Here is a 25,663-nt window from a genome sequence, read left to right on the forward strand (position 1 = left end):
ACTTTTCAAGCCTGCCGCGGCGTATTCAGGTTCATCGACCGCACCGCCAGCGCCGACGCTGTCTCTTCATCGATCGGCAACGAAAACCGAAAGGTCGCCCCCCGCCCCGGCACATCGATCAACTGAATCTCGCACCCGTGCAATTGCAGGATGCGATGCACGATCCGCAGCCCCAACCCCCCATCACGCCGTGCGCCGCCGATATTGAACGGGCGCAGAAACAAACCTTCGCGCAGTTCCGGGGCGATGCCGGGGCCTGTATCACTGACCGTGACTTCGATGTACGACCCTTGCGGGCGCAGACCTAGTTCGATGTCTCCACCTGGCGGTGTATGGCGCAGGGCATTGTCGAACAGGTTGGTCAGCACCCGCTCGATCAGCCCGAGGTCCGCGCAGGCCGCCGAGGCGTTTGGCGCGAACCTGGCCTTGAGTTCGACCTGGCGCGCTTCGGCGGTGAGTTCGAATTTCTGGAAGATGTCCTGGGCCAGGTCGGTCAGGGAAAAACGCTCCAGCACCGGTTGCACGAAGCCGTGTTCCAGCCGCACCAATTCCAGCAACGACTGCGCCAGACCACCGACCTTGCGGCTCTGGTCCAGTGCGATGCCGAGGTAGCGACGGCGGTCGGCGGGGGACAGCGTGGCGTCCTTGAGTGACAGGGTTTCCAGATAGCCGTGCAGCGAGGCCAGCGGCGTGCGCAAGTCGTGGGAGATGTTCGCCACCAGTTCGCGGCGCTCCTGGTCCTGGCGAGTCAACGAACGCCATTGCTCGCCCAGGCGGGCCTGCATCTGCCGAAACGCGGCATCGAGCACGGCGATTTCATCGTGACTGGCGGCTTTTTCCACCGCGACGGGCAGGTCCGGCGTGACCGGTACGCCATCGATGTCGAACTGGCTGACGGTTTCGGTCAAGCGGCGCAACGGCCGGGTGATCAGGGCAAACGCGGTGAGGCCGGCAATCAGGCACAGCAATGCCACCAGGCCGATGGACAGCAGCGCTGTGTTGAGCGCCGCGCTGGTCGCACCGCGTTCGGCCAGGCGGTCGTGATCCTCACCGAGCAGCACCACGTAGAGATAGCCCACCGGCTTGCCATCCACCTTCAGCGGTGCTGCGCTGAACACCTTGCGCGCATCGACGCTGCGCGGGTCGTCGCCGGGAATCGGCAGCGGATCGCCCCGCAGCAGGCGCTGGATCGGCGCGAGGTCGACCCGCTCCCGACGGATCCGGCCCTCGGGCGCGGCACTGCCGATAATCTTGCCCTCGGTGTCGAGCAGGTACACCTCGACACTGGGGTTGACCTGCATCAGCTTGCTGAACAAATCGCGCACGGCATTGGGCATCAGGCCCTGGGTGTCCATCAACACCGTGTCGCTGGCGATGTGCTGCGCCAGGTCCCGGGACAAGCCTTGCACCACTTCCTGTTCATGCATCTGGTTGGAGCGCACCTGCAACCACGCCGAGGTGCCGCAGCACACCAGCAGCAGCACGGCGAACACCAGGGACAGGCGTTGCGTCAGGGTCAGCCTCATGGCTGCGGCTCCTCCCCGGTGGCGAATTTGTAGCCGCGGCCCCACACCGTGAGGATGCGTACAGGCTGCGCCGGGTCGGTCTCGATCTTGGCGCGCAGGCGGTTGATGTGGGTGTTGACCGTGTGCTCGTAGCCTTCGTGGCTATAGCCCCACACGGCGTTGAGCAGGTCCATGCGCGAAAACACCTTGCCGGGCTGGCGGGCGAAGAAGTACAGCAAGTCGAACTCCCGGGGCGTGAGGTCCAGGCGTCGTCCGTCGAGGGCCACCTCGCGGGTGATCGGGTCGATCGCCAGGCCGTCGGTGAGCAGGCTGCCGGCGTCCATCTTCAAGTTACGCGCCATGGCATCGACCCGGCGCAGCAGCGCCTTGACCCGGGCCACCAGCTCGAGCATGGAAAAGGGCTTGGCCAGATAGTCGTCGGCGCCCAGTTCGAGGCCGAGAATCCGGTGCACTTCGCTGGAGCGCGCGCTGGTGATGATGATCGGCGTGTAGCGCGCCATGGCCCGGGCGCGGCGGCAGATTTCCAGGCCGTCGACACCGGGCAGCATCAGGTCGAGGACCAGTGCGTCCCAGTTGCCTTGCTGCAGCAGGCGCATGCCTTCATCGCCATCGGCGCAGTGCACCACCTCGAACTGCTCATCGCGAAGATGCAGGCAGATCAGGTCGGCGATGTGCTGGTCGTCCTCGACCACGAGGACGCGCTTGGTCTGTTCCATCCAGGTCAATCCTTCGGTGCAATGAGCGCATTGTGCGAAATGCAACCACTGTAGGAGCGAGCTTGCTCGCGAAAAACTTGAGGGCACCGTGGGGTATCAGGTATCCCGCGTCATCGTTGGCCTCCATCGCGAGCAAGCTCGCTCCTACAGGTGGGGCTTAGGCATTGTGCGGGTTTTTCAGCGCCCGAGTTATCACGAATTGTTTAACTTCCCGTGAGGATTTGGCGATCACCCAAAGCCTAGGCTGTGTTCCATGAAACACCCCTGGATTTTTGGAGGCGAGCATGTTTTCACGACGGCAATTTCTTCTGGCGAGCGGCGGGTTGGGCGTTGCGGCCTTGGCAATCGGCCTGTTGCCGAAGTTTTCCACAGGCTCGGCCTTGATCAGTGAGGCCAGCGCAGCGGAAACATTCGAAGTGAGCCACAGCGACAGCGAATGGCACGCGATCCTCAGTGACGAGCAGTACGACATCCTGCGCGAGGAGGGCACCGAACGGGCCTACAGCAGCCCGCTGAACAATGAGCACCGCGACGGCACCTTCGTCTGTGCCGGGTGCGATCTGCCGCTGTTTTCCTCGGCCACCAAGTTCGACAGCCGTACCGGCTGGCCGAGTTTCTGGGCACCGCTGGACAAGGCCGTGGCGACCCGTCAGGACCGTGCGTTCGGCATGGTCCGCGAAGAGGTGCACTGCCGACGCTGTGGCGGGCATCTGGGCCATGTCTTCGATGACGGCCCGAAACCCACCGGCCTGCGCTATTGCATGAACGGCCTGGCGATGAAGTTCGAGCCCCGAGCCGTCTGATTTTTGACTGCCTGCCCCCTTGGATCATTCAGGAGTTCCTTACATGAAAAACTTGCTCACCTGGCGCCGTACGCTGTTGGCACTGGCCACCGTTGGCGTTATCGGGACATGCTCGGCGTTCTCTCTCAGAGGTGCTGAAGAAGCCGTCGTTATTCCGCCGCCGGCCCTTGACGAAACCACCCAGGCTCAAAGCGCAACGGCAGTGTTCGCCGGCGGTTGTTTCTGGGGCGTGCAAGGGGTGTTTCAGCACGTCAAAGGTGTGAAAAATGCGGTTTCCGGCTACGCCGGTGGCGCGGCCAACACGGCGCAATACGAGCGTGTCAGCAACGGCAATACCGGCCATGCGGAATCTGTCGAAGTGACTTTCGATCCGAGCCAGGTCAGCTACGGCACCTTGCTGCAAATCTACTTCTCGGTGGCGCACAACCCGACCGAACTCAATCGCCAGGGACCGGACACCGGCACCCAGTATCGTTCGGCGATCTTTACCAAAAGTGCCGAGCAGCAGCGGGTCGCACAGGCCTACATCGCCCAGCTCGACGCCGCCCATGCCTTCGACAAGTCGATCGTCACCAAACTTGAAACCTTCAACGGTTTCTACCCGGCGGAGGAGGAACATCAGGATTTCCTGACCGAGCATCCGACCTATCCGTATATCGTGATCAATGATTTGCCGAAGGTTGCGCAGTTGAAGCAGCTGTACCCGAATCGTTATCAGGAACAGCCGGTGCTGGTGAAGGCGGGGAGGTAAATGGCGATCAGCGTGCATGCCTGTTCGGCCGACTAGTGCTTGCCCCACATCTGTACGGCGAATTCGACGAAGCGTCGCAGTTTCGGCAAACGGTGGCGATCCTGGGCATAGACCAGGTGCATCGGCCGGCTGGGCGGGCAGTAATCGGGCATCAAGGCCAACAGTTTTCCGTCCTTGAGGTCCTGCTCGACCAGGGCATCGGGCATCATCACGATGCCCATGCCGGTCCGCGCCGCCTGATGCAAACCGGCCGAGCTGTTGATCAGCATCGGCCCGCTGACCCCCACGCTGACTTCGCCCTCGGGACCGGCCAGGCGCCATTCCTTTTGCACCGATTGCCAGTCATCCCCGGCTGGATAGGCAAAGGACAGGCAGTCGTGGTGTCGCAGGTCTTCAGGCGTTTGCGGTGTGCCGCGACGGGCCAGATAGTCCGGTGATGCGCACATGGTCAGGGTGTAGTCGATCAGCGGGCGTGCGATCAGGTTGGAGGGCTCCAGCGCGCCGAGGCGAAAGGCTACGTCCAGTCCGTTTTCCAGCAGATCCGGGCGCCTGTTGGTCAGTACCACGTCGAGTTTCACCCGCGGGTTTTGCCGGCTGAACTCACTCAGTGCCGGCGCCAGGCGTTCGGTGCCGAAGGTCAGGGGAGCGGTGATGCGCAGCGTCCCGCTCGGTTCGTCGAGGGCCTGCTCGGCCAGACGCTCGGAATCGGCCACCAGCCCCAGCACTTCCAGGCAACGCTGGTAATACGCGACGCCGAACTCGGTCAGCCGTTGACGCCGCGTCGTGCGGTTGAGCAGGCGCACACCCAGGCGCTGCTCCAGGGCCTTGAGGTGGTTGCCGACCATGGTCGTGGACATATCGCACTGCAAAGCGGCGGCGGTCATGCTGCCGGTCTCCACCACTTTTACATAGACGCTCATTGCCTGGAACAGATCCATTATCAAGCCCAGCTTTTAAATGATTGAAGTTTTACAGCGTTTATCCAGCTCAGGTGGCTAACCATACTGCAAAACCACCGACCCTTGCTGGAGCTTGACGTCATGACCGCCGCCTGCCTGATGAGCACTTACCAACCCCTGGCCTTGAGTTTCGACAAGGGCCTGGGCACTCGCCTGTGGGATCAGTCCGGTCGCGAATACCTGGATGCAGTCGCCGGTGTGGCGGTGACCAACGTCGGCCACTCCCATCCGAAAATCGTCGCCGCCATCGTTGAACAGGCCGGGTTGCTGCTGCACACGTCGAACCTCTACAGCATCGACTGGCAACAGCGGCTGGCGCAGAAACTGACGCGGCTGGCGGGCATGGACCGGGCGTTTTTCAACAACTCCGGGGCCGAAGCCAACGAAACCGCACTGAAAATCGCCCGGCTGCATGGCTGGCACAAAGGTATCGAACAGCCGCTGGTGGTGGTCATGGAGAACGCGTTCCATGGCCGCACCCTCGGCACCTTGTCGGCCAGCGACGGCCCGGCGGTGCGCCTGGGGTTCAACCAGCTGCCGGGGGATTTCGTCAAAGTGCCGTTCGGCGACCTCGACGCACTGGACAAGGTGCAAGAGATTTACGGCTCGCGGATCGTGGCGGTGCTGATGGAGCCGATCCAGGGCGAAAGCGGCGTGCAACTGGCGCCACCGGGGTATCTCAAGGCCGTGCGCGAACTGTGCAACCGGCGCTCCTGGCTGTTGATGCTCGATGAAATCCAGACCGGCATCGGCCGCACCGGCCAGTGGTTCGCCTTCCAGCACGAAAGCATCGTTCCGGACGTCATGACCCTGGCCAAAGGCTTGGGCAACGGCGTGCCCATCGGCGCTTGCCTGGCCCGTGGCAAGGCGGCCGACCTGTTCACGCCGGGCAGCCACGGCAGCACTTTCGGCGGTAATCCATTGGCCTGCCGGGTCGGTTGCACCGTGCTGGATATCGTTGAAGAACAAGGACTGCTGGAAAACGCCCGGCGCCAGGGTGCGCGGCTGCTCGACAGATTGCGCACCGAGTTGGTGGGCAACCCGAACGTCATTGCGATCCGTGGTCTGGGGCTGATGATCGGCATCGAACTCAAGCAACCGATCCGCGACCTGAGCCTGATCGCTGCGCGGGATCATGGCTTGCTGATCAACGTCACGCGGGGGAAAACCATTCGCCTGCTACCGCCGTTGACTCTGGATGAGCGGGAGGTGGAGATGATTGTCAGGGGGGTGAGTGGTGTGGTGAAAGAGGCTTGAAACACGGCCCTACAGCGTGATGCCGATCGGATAAGGCCGTGCGCACCGCAAATCCTGTGGGAGCGAGCTTGCTCGCGATAGCGGAGTGTCTGTCAACGACGATGTTGACTGTGCAATCGCCATCGCGAGCAAGCTCGCTCCCACAGGTTTTGTGCCTTAACTGATAGGTATTGTTCCTACTTCTGAAGCGAAGTCGGTGATTTCTTTCCAATCCATCAATTGAATTTTCGAACCGGTAAAGCCTTCGAACAACCGCTGATGCGCAGCAAATCCACTTGAATCATCACGCTTGCGATAACTGCCCGCCCACTCCAGCAAGGCCACCAACCGTTCGTCATCCTGTGTTTCCCGTCGGCGAATGTTGGCCACGCAATCCTCGTCCCCGAGGCTCAACCAGATCAGCGCAGTCGCCCGTGACAGGAGTTCGCTGGCGATCCAGCCATACACGCCTTCGATCAACCAGCGCTCTTCATCGGCCGCGATCCGTGCCATTCCCAGCGCTTCATTTCGGGGGCGAGCGATGCTGTGTTCGTCGGACAGCCAGTGAATCCTGTCAAGATCGGTCCAGGGCACACGCAATTGCTCGGCCAGTCGCTGCGCCAGCCAGCTTTTGCCGGAGCCGGAGTTGCCGATGATCAGGGTGCGGGTGAGGTTCATGCCGAGTTGCCTCTACCTATGTGCCTGACGAGGATCACTGTGGGAGCGAGCTTGCTCGCGATGACGGACTCAAAGCCAACATCGATGTCGACTGATACGCCGCCATCGCGAGCAAGCTCGCTCCCACAGGGGTTATACCTTTAGTACTCACCCTCCGGCGCAACCATTCGTGTCTTTGGCGAGCCATTGGCGTTGTGTTGAAAAATGTCCTGCGGCTGACCCTTTTCATTAAAGAACACCTGCCCGATCCCCGCCGAGTTCCACAGCCGCTCTCCGGCTTCGGCGTGTTCCGGGACATGCGGCACGATGCGCATGCGTCGACGTTTGGTCAGCCAGTTCAGTGGCGAGCGTGGTGAGTACAGCCAGCGGTTGAGGCGGTCGAACCACTCGAGCAGGGTGGGGGGGAATTCGTTCTTGATGCCGCTGCTGGTGATCTGCCAGATGCGTGGCCCGGCCTTGCGGTGGCGGATCAGCACTTCATAGACGAAGGAGTAGTGCACATCGCCCGACAGCACCACGTAGTTACCCGGCGTGCGCGAGTGGCGGAAAATGTTCAGGATCACTTGGGCCGCACCGCGATGGGCCATCCAGTTTTCCGCGTCCACCAGCAGTGGATAGCCGCACCAGCTGAAGACCCGCTGCACGGTTTCAATCAGTTTGACGCCGAAGATCGGCGCCGGCGAAACGATGATCGCGCTCGGATGGTCCAGCAGTTCCTGTTGCAGTTCGCTCAGGGCTTCCCAGTCGAGCAGGCCGGAAGGCTGCTTGAGGTTCATTTCGCTGCGCCAGCGCCGGGTGCGGGTGTCGATCACGACCATGGCCGGGGTGGTCGGCAGTACGTAATGCCAGTGCTGGAATTTCAGCAGATCATTGATCAAGTCGTCCTGGACCGCGCTATCGAGGTAGCGGTCATCGCCACTGGCGCTCAACACGGCGGCCTTCTCCAGCTCGGCAGCGAAGGCATCCGGGTTGTTGCCCCAGCCCTGGCACAGCATGTACGCCAGCAGCGCGTTGCCGATGATGCGTCGGGAGAACGGATGGCCGTAGGCCGTTTCCTCCCATTGGGCGGACAGATTCCAGTCATCGGTGATGTCGTGGTCGTCGAAAATCATCAGCGTTGGCAGATGCGCCAGTGCCCGCGCGACGTTGCCAAGGCCGGCCGTGAAGGCATCGATGCGCGTCTGTTCCAGGGCGTAGCGCTTGAGCCGTTCCGGTGTCAGCGTCGGTGCCTGGGGCGCGATCAGGGTCCAGGGCACTGGGGACCAGACCAGCAAGTACATGGCCATGACTTCGGCGAAGGTCACCAGGTGATTGTCGGCACTGCTGCTGGTGAAGATCGGCTTGCGTGCGCCACCGAAGAAACGCTCGCGCAGGGTTTCATTGCTTTGCAGCGCCGGCAGCAGGTCCGCACGGTGGTAGTAACTGGCCGGATGCTCGTAGAGCCTGGCGCTGTCGCTGACCACAGCGCCTTCGAGGTGCTCGCCGAACAGGCCCAGGCGCTCGATCAAGGCGTGAATCGCCCGCAGCATCGGTCCCGCGACATCGTCGGCGTAGACCTGATCGCCGGTCATCATCAGCAGTGCCGGGCGGTCCTTGGCTGCATGTTCCTGCGCCAGCAACCGGTCGACGCAGAGCAAGCCGTCTGCCGCCGGGTGGTGAGGCTTGCGGCAAGAGCCGTGCAGCAATTGATCGACCCGTGCGCGCAGGACGAAGTTCGGACAATGGGCATCTCCGTACAGCAGGTGCGGCGCCCAGTCGGCGATGCCTTTTTCTGCACCGTCGATCAGCAGGTCGTAGTCGATCGACTCGTCGCAGGGCAAGGCGCAATCGAGTGGCACGTCGATCAAGTGCACAAAGGCATGAGCCCCTACGGCAATCACCGTGCATTGCCCGCTATCGAGGCGGATGTCACCGACGCCCTGCAGGCGCAAGGTCAGCGCCAGCGCCCTGGAACCCACCAGCCACAGCACCAGCCGCGTGGGCTCAAGGCGTCGCAGCAGCGGGCCCGCCAGGACCGGCGGCAGGGCTGGGTGATCATCGGGCAGTGGCAGTGTTTCGGACATCCGGGGTCAAGGCTCTTGGGGCATCGAGGCGGGCGATGATAGCGCAGGTGACGATGGGACAGGCTAGAGTAAGTCTGCCGCACCCTGTGCCGGCATTTCAGTGGGAGAGAGGAACGCATGTACAAAATCATCCTGCCGGCATTGGTCATTTTGCTCGTTGCCCAATCCCCGGCCCATGCCATCAACGACAAGTACCGCAAACAGCTTGAGCAGTCCGGTTGCACCCAGGTCAGCGAGTTGGAGGGCTGCGATATCCACAAGAGCAAGGCTGAAAATGCCAAGGCCGGATTCGGCAACCCGCAAGCACCGGCCGCTGGCGAAAAAACCGGGGACCAGCCGAGCGACGGCAAGGAGGGAACGGCCCTGCCTGTCATGAAATGAAAAGCCATTGTCGCCTGATGAGAAGCGTCACAACAGGCCGCGTCCTACAGTCCAATCAGCGCAATTCGATGCAACACGCCCATATTGCAGATTGGAGAATAAGAAAAATGGCCAAAGCCGTACGCTTTTATGAAACCGGTGGTCCCGAAGTTCTACGTTACGAGGACGTCGAAGTCGGCGAACCCGGTCCAGGCCAGGTTCGTCTGCGTCATGTGGCGGTTGGCTTGAACTACGCCGACACCTATTTCCGCAACGGTACCTATCCGATTCCTATGCCTAATGGCATGGGCGTCGAGGCTTCCGGCGTGGTCCAGGCCGTTGGTGAAGGGGTCACCAACGTCGAAGTCGGTGACCGCGTCACCTACACCGGTTTTCTCAATACCCTCGGTGCCTACAGCACTGAGCGCCTGATCCCGGCCGCGCCGCTGATCAAGCTGCCGGAAACCATCAGCTTCGAAACCGCTGCCGCGATGACCATGCGCGGCCTGACGTCTTCGTACCTGATGCGCCGCATCTACGACTTCAAGGCCGGCGATAGCATCCTGCTGCACGCCGCTGCCGGCGGTGTCGGCCTGATCGTTTCGCAGTGGGCCAAGTTGCTGGGCCTGAACGTGATCGGCACGGTGTCGACCGAACAAAAGGCGGAAATCGCCCGGGCTCACGGTTGTGACCATACGATCAATTACAGCCATGAAGACGTCGCCGCTCGCGTTCGCGAACTGACCGACGGCGTGGGCGTCAACGTGGTGTTCGACAGTGTTGGCAAGAACACCTTCATGGGTTCGCTGGATTCGTTGAAACCCCGTGGCCTGATGGTCTGCGTGGGTACCGCATCCGGACCGATCCCGGCGTTCGACCCAGTGATGCTGGCGATGAAAGGTTCGCTGTACCTGACCCGTCCTGCCCTGGCCAACTACATCAGCGACCCCGCCGAAAAAGCCGCCCTGGCTGGCGAGTTGTTCGACCACGTCGGCAGCGGCCGGATCAAGATCGAGATCAACCAGCACTACGCCTTGCAGGACGCGGTGCAGGCCCATCGCGACCTTGAATCGCGCAAGACGACCGGCTCTTCGATTTTCGTCGTTTAAGGAGCGGCCAGCCATGAAAGTCGAACAATTGACCTGCAGCATTGGCGCCGAACTGATCGGCGTCAACCTGGCCGACGCGGTGCATGACGACGGTCTGTTTGCCGAGATTCGTGCCCAGTTGCTCAAGCACCGCGTGGTGTTCCTGCGCGATCAGGACATCACCCGTGCCGAGCACGTGGCCTTCGCCCGACGCTTCGGCGAGCTGGAAGATCATCCGGTGGCCGGCAGTGATCCGGATCATCCTGGGCTGGTGCGGATCTACAAGAATCCGGACCAGCCGATGGACCGCTATGAAAACGCCTGGCACACCGACGCCACCTGGCGCGAAGCACCGCCGATGGGCTGCGTGCTGCGTTGCGTGGAATGCCCGCCAGTGGGCGGCGACACCATGTGGACCAACATGGTCCAGGCCTATGCGAACTTGCCGGAAGACGTAAAGGTCAAGATCGCCGACCTGCGTGCCCGCCACAGCATCGAAGCGAGCTTCGGTGCGGCGATGCCGATTGAAAAACGCCTGGCGCTCAAGGCGATGTACCCGGACGCCGAGCACCCGGTGGTGCGCACCCATCCGGAAACCGGCGAGAAGGTGCTGTTCGTCAACGCGTTCACCACCCACTTCAGCAACTACCACACCCCTGAGCGGGTGCGCTTCGGCCAGGACGCCAACCCCGGCGCTGGCGAGTTGCTGCGCTACCTGATCAGTCAGGCGTACATCCCTGAGTATCAGGTGCGCTGGCGCTGGAAGCCGAACAGCATCGCCATCTGGGACAACCGCAGTACCCAGCATTACGCCGTCATGGATTACCCGCCCTGCCATCGCAAGATGGAACGTGCCGGGATCATCGGCGACAAGACGTTCTGATCGAACGCCACCTGCATCCGCACTCGTAAACACGCCTGCCCGGCACGATCCCGGGTGGGCGGGACAATCATAAGAACTGGAGTAGACCATGCAATTCTTCGACGACTCGCTGCACCCGGAAAACATGGAAAAGGTAGTCATCACCGTGGCCCCGTACGGCCCGGAGTGGATGCCGGAAGACTTCCCGGAAGACATCCCGTTGACCATGGACGAGCAAGTCCAGAAAGCGGTCGAATGCTATGAAGCCGGTGCCACGGTTCTGCACTTGCACGTGCGTGAACTGGACGGCAAGGGCTCCAAGCGCCTGTCGAAATTCAACGAGCTGATTGCCGGTGTGCGTGAAGCCGTGCCGGACATGATCATCCAGGTCGGCGGTTCGATTTCCTTCGCCCCGGAAAGCGATGGCGAAGCGGCCAAGTGGCTGTCCGACGACACCCGCCACATGCTGGCCGAGCTGACCCCCAAGCCGGATCAGGTCACCGTGGCGATCAACACCACCCAGATGAACATCATGGAGCTGCTGTATCCGGAATACCTGGAAGGCACTTCCCTGGCCAATCCGCTGACCCAGGCTGCCTACAGCGAAATGACCGTACCGGCCGGCCCTGCCTGGGTTGCCGAGCACCTCAAGCGCCTGATGGACAACGGCATCCAGCCGCACTTCCAGTTGACCGGCATGCACGCCATGGAAACCCTCGAGCGCCTGGTGCGCAGGGGCATCTACAAGGGCCCGCTGAACCTGACCTGGATCGGCATCGGCGGCGGCTTCGACGGCCCGAACCCGTTCAACTTCTTCAACTTCATCCACCGCGCGCCGGACGGTTGCACCCTGACCTCCGAATCGCTGCTCAAGAACGTCATGCCGTTCAACACCATGTCGATGGCCATGGGCATGCACCCGCGCGTGGGCAATGAAGACACTATCATTGATCACAAGGGCGATCGTTTCGGCTCGGTGGCGCAGATCCGGCAAACCGTGCGCATCGCCCACGAACTGGGCCGCGAAATCGCCACCGGCAAAGAAGCCCGCGAGATCTACCGCATCGGCGTGCAGTACGAAACCATCGAAGAAACCCTGTTGGCCAACGGCATGGCCCCCAACCGCAAGGCTGGGCAAAAAGGTGTACCGCAACGCGGTTGACCGAGGGTCGGGACGAGAGGCCGTGACCTCTCGTCCGCCTGACCGTTACACGCTTGATAACAAAAATAAAACAAAGCTCTTGAGGAGGCTGCATGGCCTTTCACCCAATAGCCGCTGACGATGACGACTCCAGCGGAGTCGGCGTTGCGCGCCAATATGCCTGGATCGTCTTTGCCTTGACGTTCGGCCTGTTGATTTCCGATTACATGTCGCGTCAGGTACTGAACGCGGTATTCCCACTGCTCAAGACTGAGTGGGCGTTGAGCGACGGACAGCTGGGTCTGCTCAGCGGCATCGTCGCCCTGATGGTCGGCCTGCTGACGTTTCCCCTGTCGTTGATGGCGGACCGTTTCGGCCGGGTCAAGAGCCTGGCGCTGATGGCGTTCCTGTGGAGCGTGGCAACCCTGGGTTGCGCGCTGGCGCAGGACTACCAGCAGATGTTCATCGCACGGTTCATGGTCGGTGTCGGCGAAGCCGCCTACGGCAGCGTGGGCATTGCGGTGGTGATTTCGGTGTTCCCCAAACACATGCGGGCCACCCTGGCCAGTGCCTTCATGGCAGGCGGCATGTTCGGTTCGGTGTTGGGCATGGCGTTGGGTGGTGCGATTGCCGCCAAGCTGGGCTGGCGCTGGTCGTTCGCCGGCATGTCGTTGTTTGGCCTGGTGCTGGCGATGATTTATCCGCTCATCGTCAAGGAAGCGCGCATTGCGCCACAGCGTGCCGCGCAGATTGCGAACAAGACGGCTGCGGCGGTCAAGCGTCCGCTGCGTACGCTGTGGTCCAGCCGTTCGGTGGTGTCGACCTATATCGCCAGCGGCTTGCAGTTGTTCGTCGGCGGTACGGTGATGGTGTGGATTCCCAGCTACCTCAACCGCTACTACGACATGCCCACCGACAAGGCCGGCGGCATGGCGGCGATCATCGTGTTGTGCAGCGGTGCGGGCATGATCCTGTGCGGCATGCTCAGCGATCGCCTGTGTCGCAACTCGCCGGAGCGCAAGGTCAGCCTGGCCATCGGCTTCTGCCTGGGCAGTTGCCTGCTGTTGTCGGCGGCGTTTGCCTTGCAGGCAGGGCCAGTGCAACTGCTGCTGATCTGCCTGGGCATGGCGATTGCCACAGGCACCACCGGCCCCGCCGGTGCGATGGTTGCCAACCTGACCCATTACTCGGTGCACGGTACGGCGTTCGCCACACTGACCCTGGCCAACAACATGCTGGGGCTGGCACCGGGGCCGTTCATCACCGGCCGGGTGTCCGACCTCATCGGTCTGCATGCCGCGTTTCAACTGGTGCCACTGGTCAGCCTCGCGGCGGCAGCGGTGTTCTTTTATGCCAAGTGTCACTACCACAAAGATATTGCCCGGCTTCAGGGTCAGAGCGTGCCTGACCCTGTTGGTGAAGCGGGTTTAGAGGTGAAGTTGTGAGTCGTCGTTTACGTATTGATGTGTTTTTCGATTTTATCTGCCCCTGGTGCCTGATCGGCAAACGCCAACTGGAGCATGCGCAGGTGCAGTTTCGCAGTCGTCACCCGGATGTGCAGATCACCACGGTGTGGCATGGCGTGCAGTTGTTGCCTCAGATACCGGTAGAGGGTGAACCCTTCGCCGATTTCTACCGCAAACGCCTGGGCAATGCCGACGCCATGACCATGCGCCAGAAGCAGGTACAGCAGGCGGCCAGTGCGGTCGGCCTGGCCATCGACCTCAGCCGTATCGAGACGATGCCCAACACCGCAGACGCCCATCGTTTGTTCGAGCGTGTCAGCGAACTGGGCAATGCCAGTCAGCGTGAAATGTTGCTCGAACGACTGTTTTCCGCTTACTTCCTGAGACGCGAAAACCTCGGTTGCCGCGAGACCTTGCTGGCCATTGCCCGCTCCTGCGGCGTCGCTCCGGAAGGGCTGCTCGAATGCCTGAAGGGCGATGCCACGCCGTTCGAAGGATCTCCCGGCGCGACCAGTGGCGTGCCGAGCTTCAAGTTCGACAACCGCATGACGGTGATCGGTGCACAACCCGCTCAGGCGCTGCTCGGTGCCATGAACGAGGCCCTCAAGGAAAGTGATCGCGAGCGGCAGCCAGCATGACCCGGCGCATTCCCGTGCCGGCCGGCAAACACCCGCAGGCCGGTGGCCGGGCGCTGTTCGAATTCGAGGACAAAAGCCTGGCGTTGTTCAACGTCGACGGGCAGCTGTTTGCCATCGACGACAGCTGCCCGCACCAGGGCGCTTCGCTGTGTGGCGGGCGCCTTGAGGGCCGGGTGATTCAATGCTGCGCCCATGGCCTGCGCTTCGATTTGCACAGCGGCTACATGCTCAACTCCAGGCAAGTCAAAGTCACCAACTACCCGGTCGAGATCATCGACGGCCAGGCGTTTATCGTCATCGTTTCCGAGGAGGCCGCGCCATGAGCGCCATTGCTCTCACCCGCATCCACAGTCGCACGCGCGAACTGGCACCGGGGTTTATCGTCAGCCTGATCGTGGCGGCCGCCGCGTCGTTCCTGTCCGAGCATTACGGTGCGCCGGTCATGCTGTTCGCCTTGCTGTTGGGCATGGCCTTGAATTTTCTCGCCGATGACGGTCCGTGCAAGGCCGGTATCGAGTTCACCGCCCGCACGGTGCTGCGCATTGGCGTGGCGTTGCTGGGCATGCGCATCACCCTGGAGCAAATGGCGGCGCTGGGCTGGAAGCCGATTGCGCTGGTGGTGATCCTGGTGGTAGTGACCATCAGCGTCTCTGTGATCGCCGCCAAGGCCCTGGGTTTCCAGCGCCTGTTCGGCATGCTCACCGGTGGCGCGACTGCCATTTGCGGCGCCTCGGCGGCCCTGGCACTGGCAGCAGCGCTGCCGAACCATCCGCAGAAAGAGCGGGCCACACTGTTTACCGTCATCGGCGTCTCGGCGCTGTCGACCCTGGCGATGATCGTCTACCCGATGATCGCCAACTGGCTAGAGTTATCGCCGCAGGTGGCGGGCGTGTTCCTCGGCGCCACGATCCACGACGTAGCCCAGGTGGTCGGCGCCGGCTACAGCATGTCGACCGAGACCGGCGACACGGCCACGGTGGTCAAGCTGATGCGTGTTGCCATGCTGCTGCCGGTGATCGTCACCGCCGCCATGATCACCCGCATGCAAGGCGCCGACCCGACCGGCAAGCGCCCGCCGTTGTTGCCGTGGTTCGCCGTCGGCTTTCTGATCCTGGCCTGCATCAACAGCACTGGATGGATCGCGCCTGCGGTGCAAGGCACGGTCAACGAACTGTCGCGCTGGTGCCTGGTGATTTCCATCAGTGCCCTGGGCATGAAGACCCGCTTGCGTGAGCTGGCGGCGGTCGGGATCAAGCCGATCCTGCTGATGGTCGGGGAGACGGTGTTCCTCGTCGTGCTGGTGCTGTTGCTGCTGCGCTGGGGGCTCTGAACGCCTCATCACGCACAGGTTTTATGGCAGGGCCACACGGCGTTGACTCCTCATGCCGTGGGGCTCTCGACCGGTGTCACAAACACCGGTCTTTCGCGGCGACTGTACCAGCAGTCGCCGTTTTTTTTGCTTTCACTGGTTTGGACTCGGACGTGGTCGCTTGCAGGCGCTGGCTTGCCAGCGATGGTCGTTAACGATGACGCGTGTGAGCTGGATAAACGCGGCGTGCTGGAGTCCATCGCCAGCAGGCTGGCTCCTACAGTTTCAGCGTGGGCACGGTCCTTTGTGGGAGCTGGCTTGCCAGCGATGGTCGTTAACGATGACGCGGGTGAACTGGATGAACGCGGCGCACTTGAGTTCATCGCCAGCAGGCTGGCTCCTACAGGTTCAGCATGGGCACGGTCCTTTGTGGGAGCTGGCTTGCCAGCGATGGTCGTTAACGATAACGCGGGTGAACCGGATAAACGCGGCGCTTTTGAGTCCATCGCCAGCAAGCTGGCTCCTACAGTTTCAGCGTGGGCACGGTCCTTTGTGGGAGCTGGCTTGCCAGCGATGGTCGTTAACGATAACGCGGGTGAACCGGATGAACGCGGCGTACTTGAGTCCATCGCCAGCAGGCTGGCTCCTACAGTTTCAGCGTGGGCGCGGTTCTTTGTGGGAGCTGGCTTGCCTGCGATGGTCGTTAACGATAACGCGGGTGAACTGGATGAACGCGGCCCACTGGAGTCCATCGCCAGCAAGCTGGCTCCTGCATGAAGAACCTTTTTTGTGCGCTCGACTCAGGACTCTTTCGGGCCTGCGCCAGGTTTTGCTGTGGATTGTTTTTGCGCCCGCCACGTCGCCGGCGGCATCCCGAACTGGCTGATAAACCACCGCGTAAACGAGCTCGCCATCGAATACCCAAGCATGTCGGCAATCCGACTCAGCGAGTAGTTCGGGTTGTCCAGGTAACGCAGCACCAGGTCTCGACGCACATCGTTGATCACGTCGTTGAAGGCGCAGCCGTCGTCCTTGAGGCGGCGTTGCAGGGTGCGCACGTTCATGCCCTGGCTTTGGGAGACCTGTTCGATGGTGGCGCGCCCCATGGGCAGCAACAGGTAGATCGCCTTGCGTACTTCGAACAGCATCGAGGTGCCTTCGTGGCCCTGCAGCGAGTCGAGGTAGCTCTGGGCGTAGCGGGCCATGGCCGGGTCGGCGTTGGGGTTGGTCATGTCGAGGCTGATGTCGGGGCAGACGATGCCGTTGAACTCGCTGCCGAACTCCAGTTTGCAACCAAACAGCCGGCGGTGCAGGTGCAGGTTGTCCGGTGCCTGGTGCATGAAGTTGACGCTGTAGGGGTGCCAGTGACTGCCCAGCAGGGCCGAGCACAGCCGGAACATCACGCCGATGGCCAGCTCCGTGGCCTGGCGGCTTGGCATGGGCGTTTCGGTGACCACCTCTTCGCGAATGATCACCATCTTGCCGGCCTCTTCGATGAAGATGGCCAGCGAGTCGTTCATCAGGTGTCGGTAGTCCACCACGACCTGCAAGGCATCGCGCAGGGTGCGCTGGTGGCTGAGCAGCAGGCTGACCACGCCGAAGTCCGAGAGCTGGCGCGACTCGGCCATGCTCAGGCCGAAGGTCTGGCAACCGCTGGCGGTGGCGGAGTCTTCCAGCAGGCGTACGGCGGCATCGATCTGGATGCGATGTTCAGGGGCTTGCAGTTGGGCCCTGCTCAGGCCGACAGCGGCCAGCACGTCGCGCGGGTTGAAACCCAGGTACTGGGTGACCTCAAGGTAGTTGGTCAAGACGGCGGCGCGAACAAGCTTGGTCATGCGAGGGGCTTCCCTGTGCCGATGGCGATTGGCGTGAGCGTGGCGACTATATCCAGCGTATCAACAGTTGAACAGTTGTCATGTCGTCGATGGTTTTCATGCTGTGCGCTCACCCATCTTCTACGCTGCAGGGAGCCATCAGCGCTCATCCGTTGATTACAGTGACCTTGCGCCAACCTGCTGGGTTTTTTAGACCGACGGTCACGCGTCTGAGTGTCGGACAATTTGTCATCAAAAGAAAAGTGCCTGACGTCCAATGTAAAGCGCTTCGGGTGGGCGCTCTTTAATGTCGAGCCTACAAAAAGCCCCTGGCGCAAACAGCCAGTCGAGTTATCGAGAAAGCGAAGGTGTTCACCGTGGACAAACTGCAAACTGCCGCCACCGTTCTGATCGTTCCAGGTCTGCGCGAGCACGTGGCCGAACATTGGCAAACGTTGCTGCAAGCCAGGCTGAGCAAGGTGCGTAGCGTCCCGCCGCTGGAGACCGACAAGCTCGATTGCATGGCTCGCGTGCGGGCCATCCAGCACGAACTCGAGCAGATCGACGGGCCGGTGATTCTGGTGGCCCACAGTGCCGGCGTACTGATGGTCGCGCACTGGGCTGCGCATTACAGCCGTCCGATCAAGGGCGCTTTGCTGGCCGCACCACCGGACCTCGATGCGGTCTGGCCGGCAAACTATCCATCTTCCGAAACCCTGCGTAGCCAGGGCTGGAATCCTCTGCCACAAGGCCCGCTGCCATTTCGCAGCATCGTCGCCGGCAGCACCAACGATCACCTTGCCACGCTGCCTGCGGTCACCCGCATGGCAGAAGGCTGGGGCGCCGAATTGCTCAACCTGGGCGATGTCGGTCACCTCAATCCGGCCGCAGGATTTGGCCACTGGCCGCAAGCCGAAGCACTCATCCTGGAGCTGGACCGCTAGTACAAGGAGCTGGACTGGCAGTACGCCACCGGCATTTGCCCTCATTCCTTAAACGCAAACACGAAGAGGTTTGCGTGAGGGCGGCTGCGCTAAAAACAAATACAAAAAGGCGGAGACAACGCAATGCACAACAACAAGAGTCACGGCTTCACCGCTCCACGCTACACCTTGCTGGCCTCGGCCATTCTCGCGGCAACCGTACCGGTGGCCCATGCGGCCGAAATCGAGACGGGGAATCCGGACTGGAACGTACGGGTGGATAACACCATCAAGTACAACTATGGCGTGCGCACCGAAAGCGCCGACAAACGCATGTTGGGAACGCCGAACAACAACGACGGCGACTATAACTTCCGCAAGGCCGGCACCAACATCACCAACCGTATCGACCTGTTGACCGAAATGGATGTGGTCTACAAGAACGCCATGGGCTTTCGCGTCAGCGCCGCCAGCTGGTACGACAAGGCCTATGACAACACCGGCTCCAATTCCAACCCGTTCGTCAACGGCAACGATGCGCGTTCGGGCCTGATTGCCAACGACCCGCGCCTGGCCGGGGTCACCCGTGACAACGTCGGCAACGGCAGCCCGCACCTGAGCAACTATGCCCAGCGCTACTACAGCGGTCCTTCGGGCGAAATCCTCGATGCCTTCGTGTTCTACAGCACCGAAGTGGGCGAGGAGTCGATGTTCAGCGCCAAGGCCGGTCAACACAACGTGTTCTGGGGCGAGACCATTCTCAACCCGGTGCACTCGGTCAGCTATGGCCAGTCCGGCCTCGACCTGGCCAAGCTTGCCGCGTCGCCGGGTACCGAAGCCAAGGAACTGTTCGTTCCGCGTAACCAGCTGTCGATGACGTTCACCGTCAATCCCGAGCTGACCGTGGGTGCCCAGTACTTCCTCAATTGGGATGCCGCGCGCCTGCCGGAAGCGGGCACCTATTACGGCGGTTCCGACCTGGTCGGCTTCGGCGCGCAATCGTTCCTGTTGGGCAACACCAACGCCGTGGTACCGGGCAGCCCGCTGGGTTGTGGCCTGGCACCGTGCAACGCCTTGACCAATGTGCGTCGCGGCAAGGACCTGACACCGCATGACAGCGGCGACTGGGGCGTCATGGCCAAGTGGTCGCCGGCGTGGCTGGATGGCACCCTCGGCGTTTACTACCGCGAAACCTCGGAAATCCTGCCGCAAGCCTATCTGGACGCCAGGGGCATTACCTCGGCCAACCCGAACGGCACCCGCCCGGCAGGGCAGGTCCCGGCGGTGATCAACACCCTCAATTCGCTGGACACCGCCACCTATCAACTGGCCTATGCCGACAACATCAAGATCCTAGGCCTGAGCCTGTCCAAGGATGTCGGCGGGATCAGCGTCGGTTCGGACCTGAACGTTCGCCACAATATGCCGCTGGCCAGTATCCCGGCGATCGTCAGTACCCGCAGCCCGCTGGGCCTGGGTCAAGGTCTGGGTCTGCTGCCTGCACGTACGGACGCCACCGGTGTGGTCTACGACACCCCGAGCCGTGGCGACAGCATGAGCGCCACAGGCGACACCTTGCACTGGACGCTCAACGGTCTGATGACCCTGCCGAAAACCCCGGTGTTCGATCAGGCCACCGTGCTGGCCGAGCTGTACTACAGCAACCTGCTCAAGCTCGATAGCAAGAACGAGGCGCTCTACAAGGGCAAGGACAGCTATCGCGGCATCGACGCGCCGACCCGTGACAACTGGGGTCTGGCAGTCAATTTCACACCGACCTGGTATCAGGTTTTCCCCGGTGTCGACCTCAACGCACCAATGTCCGTCAACGTCGGTCTCGACGGCGTGTCGCCGGTCTCCGGTGGCGGGGCCAAGGACACCGGCAACTATGCCGTGGGCGTGGGCGCCATTGTCTACAACAAATACTTTATCGACCTGAAGTACGTGGACTCCTTCGGCCAGACCGACAAGTGCAACGTCAGCGGCGTGAGCACCGGCTCGAAGGGCGGTGACGGCTCCACCCCGAACGCCTTCAGCGGCAACGAAAACTACGCCTGCTACGCCGGCGGCTACTCGTCCTTCTCCGGCGGTGGTGCCACGACCGAGGACCGTGGCGCCCTGTACCTGACGATGAAAACAACATTCTGATTCACCACTGATTTGCTCAATGCAAGCAGGAGAATAACAAGATGAAATTTGTACAAACCGTGTTGGCCGCTTCGCTGGCCATGGTCTTTGCCGCCCAGGCACAGGCTGCTGTTTCAACTCAGGAAGCTGCCAAGCTGGGTACCAGCCTTACACAGGTAGGGGCTGAAAAAGCCGGGAATGCCGATGGCTCCATCCCCGCCTACAACGGTGGCCTGACCACCGCGCCGGCCAGCTTCAAAGCCGGCGACAGCATGCGCCCGGATCCTTTTGCCAGTGAAAAGCCGCTGTTGGTGATCGACGGCAAGAACGTCGATCAATACAAGGGGCAGCTCACGGCAACCACGGTAGAACTGGCCAAGCGTTTCCCGACGTTCCGTGTCGACGTGTTCCCGACGCACCGCACCGTTTCGCTGCCCCAGGCCATTCTGGATAACGGCGTGAAGAACGCCAGCGGCGCCAAGTCCCTCGAAGGTGGCCTGGCCATCGACAACGTGCTACCGGGCATTCCGTTCCCGATTCCGCAGTCGGGCAATGAAGCGATGTGGAACTTCCTGTTGCGCTACCAGGGCGTCAGCATCAGCTCCAAGTACGACTCCTGGAACGTCGACTCGGCTGGCGTGGCGAGCCTGGCGACCACCGGGCAAGCGAACATCTCCTACCCGATCTATGAAAACCTCTCGCAGCCGATCAGCAGCGCCGACGTGTACTACCAGATGAAGCTGGCGTACACCGGCCCTGCGCGCCGTGCCGGCGAGGCGATCATGCTCAAGGACGCCGCCAACCCGTTGCAGCAGCCGCGTCGTGCCTGGCAGTACTTGCCGGGTCAGCGTCGGGTGAAACTGGCGCCGAGCCTGGCGTACGACACGCCTAACCCGGGTACCGCCGGCGCGGGCACCTACGATGACGTGTTCGTGTTCAACGGTGCGCTGGACCGCTACGACTGGAAACTGGTGGGCAAGCAGGAAATGATCGTGCCCTACAACACCTACAAGCTGACCTACGTCCAGGATCCGAAGTCGCTGACCACCGCCAATCACCTGTCGCCTGACTTCGTACGCTGGGAAAAACACCGCGTGTGGGTCGTCGAAGGCAACCTCAAGGCCGGTGCCCGTCACATCTACGCCAAGCGCCGCTTCTACCTCGACGAAGACAGCTGGACCGCTCTGGCCTCGGATCAATATGACGCCCGTGGTCAGCTGTATCGCGGTTCCTTCGCCTTCCTCAGCCAGAGCTATGACAAGCAGGTTCCGGATTCCACGCCCTTCATGATCTACGACCTGGTCGGTGGTTCGTACAACATCAACGGTGTGGTCGGCCCTTACGGCGGCATCAAGTACATCGAGCCGCTCTCCAAGGCCCAATGGTCTTCGGAATCCCTGGCCGGCGCCGGTATTCGCTAAGCCACGATCCATTGTGGGAGCGAGCCTGCTCGCGATGGACCAGAGGGCGACGCGGGCATCCAGAAAGCACGCGTCATCGTTAACGTCCATCGCGAGCAGGCTCGCTCCCACATGACCTGCACGACGCGGTTTTCCGAAGAGGACGCAGCATGTGTTCGTATAAAAATAATATTGTGCGTTTGGCGTTAGGCGTTGTGCTCGGCCTGTCGCAGGGCATCGCCCAGGCGGCCGATTACGTCGATGTGCTGGACCTGCCCGCCAGGGGCAGTGCCTTGGCGATCAACAGCCCGTTGTCCGGCATGACCCGCGCCGGCGGGCGTGTGATTACCGTCGGCCAGCGTGGCCATATTCTGTTTTCCGATGATTCGGGAAGCCACTGGCAGCAGGCCGCCGTACCGGCCAGTGCCGACCTCACTGCGGTGAATTTTCCGACCACCACCCAAGGCTGGGCGGTGGGCAATGACGGCGTGGTGTTGCACAGCAGCGACGCCGGCGCGACCTGGAAGAAGCAACTCGACGGTCGCCAGATCGGCGAATTGCTGATCAAGCATTACACGGCGCTGGCCAAGGCCGAGCCGGGCAACGAGCAATGGCCCCAGTTGGCTATGGAAGGCCAACGACTACTGGATCAGGGCGCGGACAAACCGCTGCTCGACGTCTGGTTCGCCAATGAAAAAACCGGCTATGTGGTCGGCGTGTTCAACCTGATCCTGCGCACCGACGACGGCGGCCAGACCTGGACGCCATTCCAGGACCGCACCGACAACCCGCAGGGCTTCCACCTCAACGCCATCGCCTCCACTGGCGATGCGTTGTACATCGCCGGCGAGCAAGGCCTGTTGCTCAAGTGGGACGACAGCGCCCAGCGCTTCAATGCCGTGCCGACGCCGTATCAGGGCAGCTTCTTCGGCGTGCTCGGCAAGCCCGGCGAAGTGCTGGTCTACGGCCTGCGCGGCAACGTGCTGCGCAGCACCGATGGCGGCCAGAGCTGGACTGCGCTGGACAGCGGCCTGCACGTCAGCATCACCGCGGGCCTGATCGATGCCCGAGGCAATTATCGCTTGTTCACCCAGGGCGGGCAGATGCTGGTCAGCCAGGGGACGGGCGCGCAGATGCATCTGGTGCGGCAACCGGCACCGACGCCGGTCGCCGGCGCTGCCCAGTCCACCGACGGCGCACTGGTGCTGGCGGGAAGCCGTGGTGCCCGGACGCTGTCCGCCGATCCAGCCCTCGAACCCTAAGAGCGAGAACCCAGACATGGGCAACATCAAACAAGACGCCATGCCGGTGATCCGCGATCTGCGTGATTTCGACCACCGCTCCGGCAACCGCCTGGAACGCCTGGTGTTCAACTTCCGTCCGCTGTTCATGCTGCTGATGGCCCTGGCCACCGTGGTGCTCGGCTACATGGCGGCGACGCGCCTGGAGCTGCGTCCCAGCTTCGAAAAGATGATTCCGCAGAGCCAGCCGTACATCCAGAACTTCCTGGAAAACCGCGCTTCCCTGCGCGGGTTGGGCAACTCGGTGCGCGTGGTGGTCGAGAACACCCAGGGCGATATTTTCGATCCCGAATACCTCGACGTACTCAAGCAGGTCAATGACCAACTGTTCCTCACCGAAGGCGTCGACCGCGCCTGGATGAAGTCGCTGTGGAGCCCGGCGGTACGCTGGACCGAAGTCACCGAGGACGGTTTCCAGGGTGGCCCGGTGATGCCCGACACCTATTCAGGGCAGCCTGAACAGATCGAACAACTGCGCCAGAACATTTCCCGCGCCGGCATTGTCGGCAGCCTGGTGGCCAGCGACTTCAAGTCGACCATGCTGATCGTGCCGCTGATGGACAAAGCCGCCGCCGGTGGCCAGCGCATCAACTACCACGCGTTCTCGCAGATGCTCGAAGAGCAGTTGCGCGACAAGATCGAATACGCCGGCGACAGCGCTGCGCGCAAATCCGGGGTAGAAGGCACCGGCCATTACAAGGTGCGGGTGATCGGCTTCGCCAAACTCATGGGCGACCTGATCGACGGCCTGATCCAGGTGATGATGTTCTTCGGTCTGGCCGTGGTCACTTCACTGGCCATCATCTACGCCTACACCCGTTGCGTGCGCAGCACTCTGCTGGTAGTTGGCTGCTCGCTGGTCGCGGTGGTCTGGCAACTGGGCATCGTCGCCTGGCTCGGTTACGCCATCGATCCGTACTCGGTGCTGGTGCCGTTTTTGATCTTCGCCATCGGCGTGTCCCATGCGGCACAGAAGATGAACGGCATCATGCAGGACATCGCCCGCGGCACCCACAAGCTGATCGCCGCGCGCTACACCTTCCGCCGTCTGTTCATTGCCGGCGTCACCGCATTGCTCGCCGATGCCGTGGGCTTTGCGGTGCTGATGCTGATCGACATTCCGGTGATCCAGGATCTGGCGATCACCGCCAGCATCGGCGTCGCGGTGCTGATCTTCACTTCGCTGTTGCTGATGCCGGTGGCACTGTCTTACGTCGGAGTTGGCGCCAAGGCCGCCGAGCGCGCGCTGAAAATCGACACCCGTGCCGAAAAGCACAAAGGCTTCGGCCGGTTGTGGGACGCGCTCGATCGTTTCACCACCGCCAAGTGGGCCACAGGCGCCGTGCTGGTCGCGGTGTTGATGGGCATTGGCGGCTACGTGGTCAGCCTCAACCTGAAGATCGGCGACCTGGAAAGCGGTGCGCCGGAGTTGCGCGCCGACTCGCGCTACAACCGCGACAACGCCTACATCACCCAGCATTACGCGCTGTCCAGCGACCTGTTCGCGGTGATGATCAAGACCGCGCCGGAAGGCTGCCTGAACTACAAGACCCTGGTGCTCGCCGACCGCCTGGCCTGGGAGCTGCAACAGTATCCGGGCGTGCAGGCCACGGCGTCCTTGGTCAACGCGGTACGGCAGATCACCGCCGGCACCTACGAAGGCAACCCCAAGCTCAACAGCATCCAGCGCAACCAGGACGTGCTCAACTACGCCGCGCAGCAAGCCTCGGTCAACTCCCCGGAGCTGTTCAACACCGAGTGTTCGCTGATGCCGGTGATCGCTTTCCTCAAGGATCACAAGGCCGAAACCCTGGATGCGGTGGTCGCCATCGCCGACAAATTCGCCAAGGAAAACAGCACCGAGGATCGCCAGTTCCTGCTCGCCGCCGGCAGCGCCGGTATCGAGGCGGCGACCAACATCGTGGTGCGCGAGGCCAATCGCACCATGCTGCTGTACGTGTACGCGGCGGTGACGCTGTTCTGCCTGATCACCTTCCGCAGCTGGCGGGCCACGCTGGTGGCGCTGTTGCCCCTGGTGCTGACCTCGATCCTCTGTGAAGCCCTGATGGTGGCCATGGGCATCGGCGTGAAAGTCGCGACCCTGCCGGTGATCGCCCTCGGCGTCGGCATCGGCGTGGACTACGCCCTGTACCTGCTCAGCGTGCAACTGCACTTCCAGCGCCAGGGCCTGCCGTTGTCCCAGGCCTACCGCAACGCCGTGTCCTTTACCGGGCGGGTGGTTGGGCTGGTGGGTATCACCCTCGCCGCCGGCGTGGTGTGCTGGGTCTGGTCGCCGATCAAGTTCCAGGCCGACATGGGCATCCTGCTGACCTTCATGTTCCTGTGGAACATGCTCGGCGCGCTGATCCTGATTCCGGCCCTGTCCTACTTCCTGCTGCGTGAACGGGCTCCTCAGCCCGGTTCTGTCTCGGCAGCCGAAAACACTGAATCCACTGAACGTCCTGGCATGCCGCATGCCGTGACCACTTCCGAGTAAGCCAA

Annotated in this window: 23 protein-coding genes; 17 read left to right on the top strand and 6 right to left on the bottom strand. The window is 62.2% G+C overall.

Annotated elements, in window-relative coordinates; translation table 11 throughout:
- Window positions 1-5: 5 nt before the first annotated feature.
- Both Q8X48_RS27105 and Q8X48_RS27110 read right to left on the bottom strand, forming a co-directional pair.
- Window positions 6-1,526, bottom strand: a complete 1,521-nt coding sequence (locus tag Q8X48_RS27105) for a sensor histidine kinase (RefSeq protein ID WP_407802238.1) — start codon at window positions 1,524-1,526, stop codon at window positions 6-8.
- A complete protein-coding gene (locus Q8X48_RS27110; RefSeq protein ID WP_407802239.1) occupies window positions 1,523-2,242 on the bottom strand; it encodes a response regulator transcription factor in 720 nt (239 codons plus the stop codon). Before Q8X48_RS27110 ends, Q8X48_RS27105 begins: the two co-directional genes overlap by 4 nt.
- A gap of 284 nt (window positions 2,243-2,526) precedes the next feature.
- Here Q8X48_RS27110 and msrB point away from each other — a divergent pair, with 284 nt between their 5' ends.
- Window positions 2,527-3,045, top strand: coding sequence for a peptide-methionine (R)-S-oxide reductase MsrB (msrB, locus tag Q8X48_RS27115; RefSeq protein WP_407802240.1), 519 nt, complete (start codon window positions 2,527-2,529; stop codon window positions 3,043-3,045).
- Window positions 3,046-3,088: 43 nt separating this feature from the next.
- On the top strand, window positions 3,089-3,796 hold the full coding sequence (gene msrA, locus Q8X48_RS27120; RefSeq protein WP_407802241.1) for a peptide-methionine (S)-S-oxide reductase MsrA: 708 nt from the start codon (window positions 3,089-3,091) through the stop codon (window positions 3,794-3,796).
- Window positions 3,797-3,828: 32 nt separating this feature from the next.
- Here the strand turns inward: msrA and Q8X48_RS27125 are convergent, their stop codons facing one another.
- Window positions 3,829-4,734 (bottom strand): LysR family transcriptional regulator, encoded by a 906-nt coding sequence (locus tag Q8X48_RS27125; RefSeq protein ID WP_007979198.1) that lies wholly within the window; start codon window positions 4,732-4,734, stop codon window positions 3,829-3,831.
- Between the two features lie 102 nt (window positions 4,735-4,836).
- On the opposite strand from Q8X48_RS27125, the gene Q8X48_RS27130 reads away from it, so the two are divergent.
- Window positions 4,837-6,012: an aspartate aminotransferase family protein gene (locus tag Q8X48_RS27130; protein WP_407802242.1), complete on the top strand. Its 1,176-nt coding sequence runs from the start codon at window positions 4,837-4,839 to the stop codon at window positions 6,010-6,012.
- A 156-nt stretch (window positions 6,013-6,168) separates the two neighbouring features.
- Here Q8X48_RS27130 and Q8X48_RS27135 read toward each other — a convergent pair whose 3' ends face one another.
- Window positions 6,169-6,669 (bottom strand): adenylate kinase, encoded by a 501-nt coding sequence (locus Q8X48_RS27135; RefSeq protein ID WP_407802243.1) that lies wholly within the window; start codon window positions 6,667-6,669, stop codon window positions 6,169-6,171.
- 140 nt (window positions 6,670-6,809) lie between these two features.
- Complete coding sequence (locus tag Q8X48_RS27140; RefSeq protein WP_407802244.1) at window positions 6,810-8,732, bottom strand: alkaline phosphatase D family protein; 1,923 nt, start codon at window positions 8,730-8,732, stop codon at window positions 6,810-6,812.
- 117 nt (window positions 8,733-8,849) lie between these two features.
- Here Q8X48_RS27140 and Q8X48_RS27145 point away from each other — a divergent pair, with 117 nt between their 5' ends.
- The 9 genes from Q8X48_RS27145 to Q8X48_RS27185 all read left to right on the top strand — a co-directional run bounded on the left by Q8X48_RS27145 (window position 8,850) and on the right by Q8X48_RS27185 (window position 16,373).
- Window positions 8,850-9,113: a hypothetical protein gene (locus Q8X48_RS27145; RefSeq protein WP_407802245.1), complete on the top strand. Its 264-nt coding sequence runs from the start codon at window positions 8,850-8,852 to the stop codon at window positions 9,111-9,113.
- A gap of 107 nt (window positions 9,114-9,220) precedes the next feature.
- A complete protein-coding gene (locus tag Q8X48_RS27150; protein WP_015093595.1) occupies window positions 9,221-10,201 on the top strand; it encodes a quinone oxidoreductase family protein in 981 nt (326 codons plus the stop codon).
- A 13-nt stretch (window positions 10,202-10,214) separates the two neighbouring features.
- Window positions 10,215-11,063, top strand: a complete 849-nt coding sequence (locus Q8X48_RS27155; RefSeq protein WP_007979208.1) for a TauD/TfdA dioxygenase family protein — start codon at window positions 10,215-10,217, stop codon at window positions 11,061-11,063.
- Between the two features lie 88 nt (window positions 11,064-11,151).
- Window positions 11,152-12,204 (top strand): 3-keto-5-aminohexanoate cleavage protein, encoded by a 1,053-nt coding sequence (locus Q8X48_RS27160; protein WP_095965801.1) that lies wholly within the window; start codon window positions 11,152-11,154, stop codon window positions 12,202-12,204.
- A gap of 92 nt (window positions 12,205-12,296) precedes the next feature.
- Window positions 12,297-13,628, top strand: a complete 1,332-nt coding sequence (locus Q8X48_RS27165) for an MFS transporter (protein WP_407802246.1) — start codon at window positions 12,297-12,299, stop codon at window positions 13,626-13,628.
- A complete protein-coding gene (locus Q8X48_RS27170) occupies window positions 13,625-14,287 on the top strand; it encodes a DsbA family oxidoreductase (RefSeq protein ID WP_407802247.1) in 663 nt (220 codons plus the stop codon). Before Q8X48_RS27165 ends, Q8X48_RS27170 begins: the two co-directional genes overlap by 4 nt.
- Complete coding sequence (locus tag Q8X48_RS27175) at window positions 14,284-14,610, top strand: Rieske (2Fe-2S) protein (protein ID WP_095965798.1); 327 nt, start codon at window positions 14,284-14,286, stop codon at window positions 14,608-14,610. Before Q8X48_RS27170 ends, Q8X48_RS27175 begins: the two co-directional genes overlap by 4 nt.
- Window positions 14,607-15,617, top strand: a complete 1,011-nt coding sequence (locus Q8X48_RS27180; protein ID WP_126049435.1) for a YeiH family protein — start codon at window positions 14,607-14,609, stop codon at window positions 15,615-15,617. Before Q8X48_RS27175 ends, Q8X48_RS27180 begins: the two co-directional genes overlap by 4 nt.
- 183 nt (window positions 15,618-15,800) lie before the next feature.
- Window positions 15,801-16,373: a hypothetical protein gene (locus Q8X48_RS27185; RefSeq protein WP_407802248.1), complete on the top strand. Its 573-nt coding sequence runs from the start codon at window positions 15,801-15,803 to the stop codon at window positions 16,371-16,373.
- Window positions 16,374-16,396: 23 nt separating this feature from the next.
- On the opposite strand, the gene Q8X48_RS27190 is transcribed toward Q8X48_RS27185, so the two are convergent.
- A complete protein-coding gene (locus tag Q8X48_RS27190; protein WP_407802249.1) occupies window positions 16,397-17,431 on the bottom strand; it encodes an AraC family transcriptional regulator in 1,035 nt (344 codons plus the stop codon).
- A 356-nt stretch (window positions 17,432-17,787) separates the two neighbouring features.
- On the opposite strand from Q8X48_RS27190, the gene Q8X48_RS27195 reads away from it, so the two are divergent.
- The 5 genes from Q8X48_RS27195 to Q8X48_RS27215 all read left to right on the top strand — a co-directional run bounded on the left by Q8X48_RS27195 (window position 17,788) and on the right by Q8X48_RS27215 (window position 25,658).
- On the top strand, window positions 17,788-18,354 hold the full coding sequence (locus Q8X48_RS27195) for an RBBP9/YdeN family alpha/beta hydrolase (RefSeq protein ID WP_407802250.1): 567 nt from the start codon (window positions 17,788-17,790) through the stop codon (window positions 18,352-18,354).
- A 123-nt stretch (window positions 18,355-18,477) separates the two neighbouring features.
- Window positions 18,478-20,481 carry a DUF1302 domain-containing protein gene (locus tag Q8X48_RS27200; RefSeq protein ID WP_407802251.1) on the top strand — a complete coding sequence of 668 codons (2,004 nt, stop codon included), beginning with the start codon at window positions 18,478-18,480 and terminating at the stop codon, window positions 20,479-20,481.
- Window positions 20,482-20,522: 41 nt separating this feature from the next.
- Window positions 20,523-21,881 (top strand): DUF1329 domain-containing protein, encoded by a 1,359-nt coding sequence (locus Q8X48_RS27205; RefSeq protein WP_015093604.1) that lies wholly within the window; start codon window positions 20,523-20,525, stop codon window positions 21,879-21,881.
- Window positions 21,882-22,030: 149 nt separating this feature from the next.
- Entirely contained in the window at window positions 22,031-23,122 is a 1,092-nt protein-coding gene (locus Q8X48_RS27210; RefSeq protein ID WP_407802252.1) for a WD40/YVTN/BNR-like repeat-containing protein, read from the top strand.
- Window positions 23,123-23,138: 16 nt separating this feature from the next.
- Window positions 23,139-25,658: an efflux RND transporter permease subunit gene (locus Q8X48_RS27215; RefSeq protein WP_407802253.1), complete on the top strand. Its 2,520-nt coding sequence runs from the start codon at window positions 23,139-23,141 to the stop codon at window positions 25,656-25,658.
- The last annotated feature ends 5 nt before the right edge of the window (window positions 25,659-25,663 follow it).

The sequence above is a fragment of the Pseudomonas sp. QLc11A genome (assembly GCF_052112305.1).
GTDB lineage: Bacteria > Pseudomonadota > Gammaproteobacteria > Pseudomonadales > Pseudomonadaceae > Aquipseudomonas > Aquipseudomonas laurylsulfatiphila.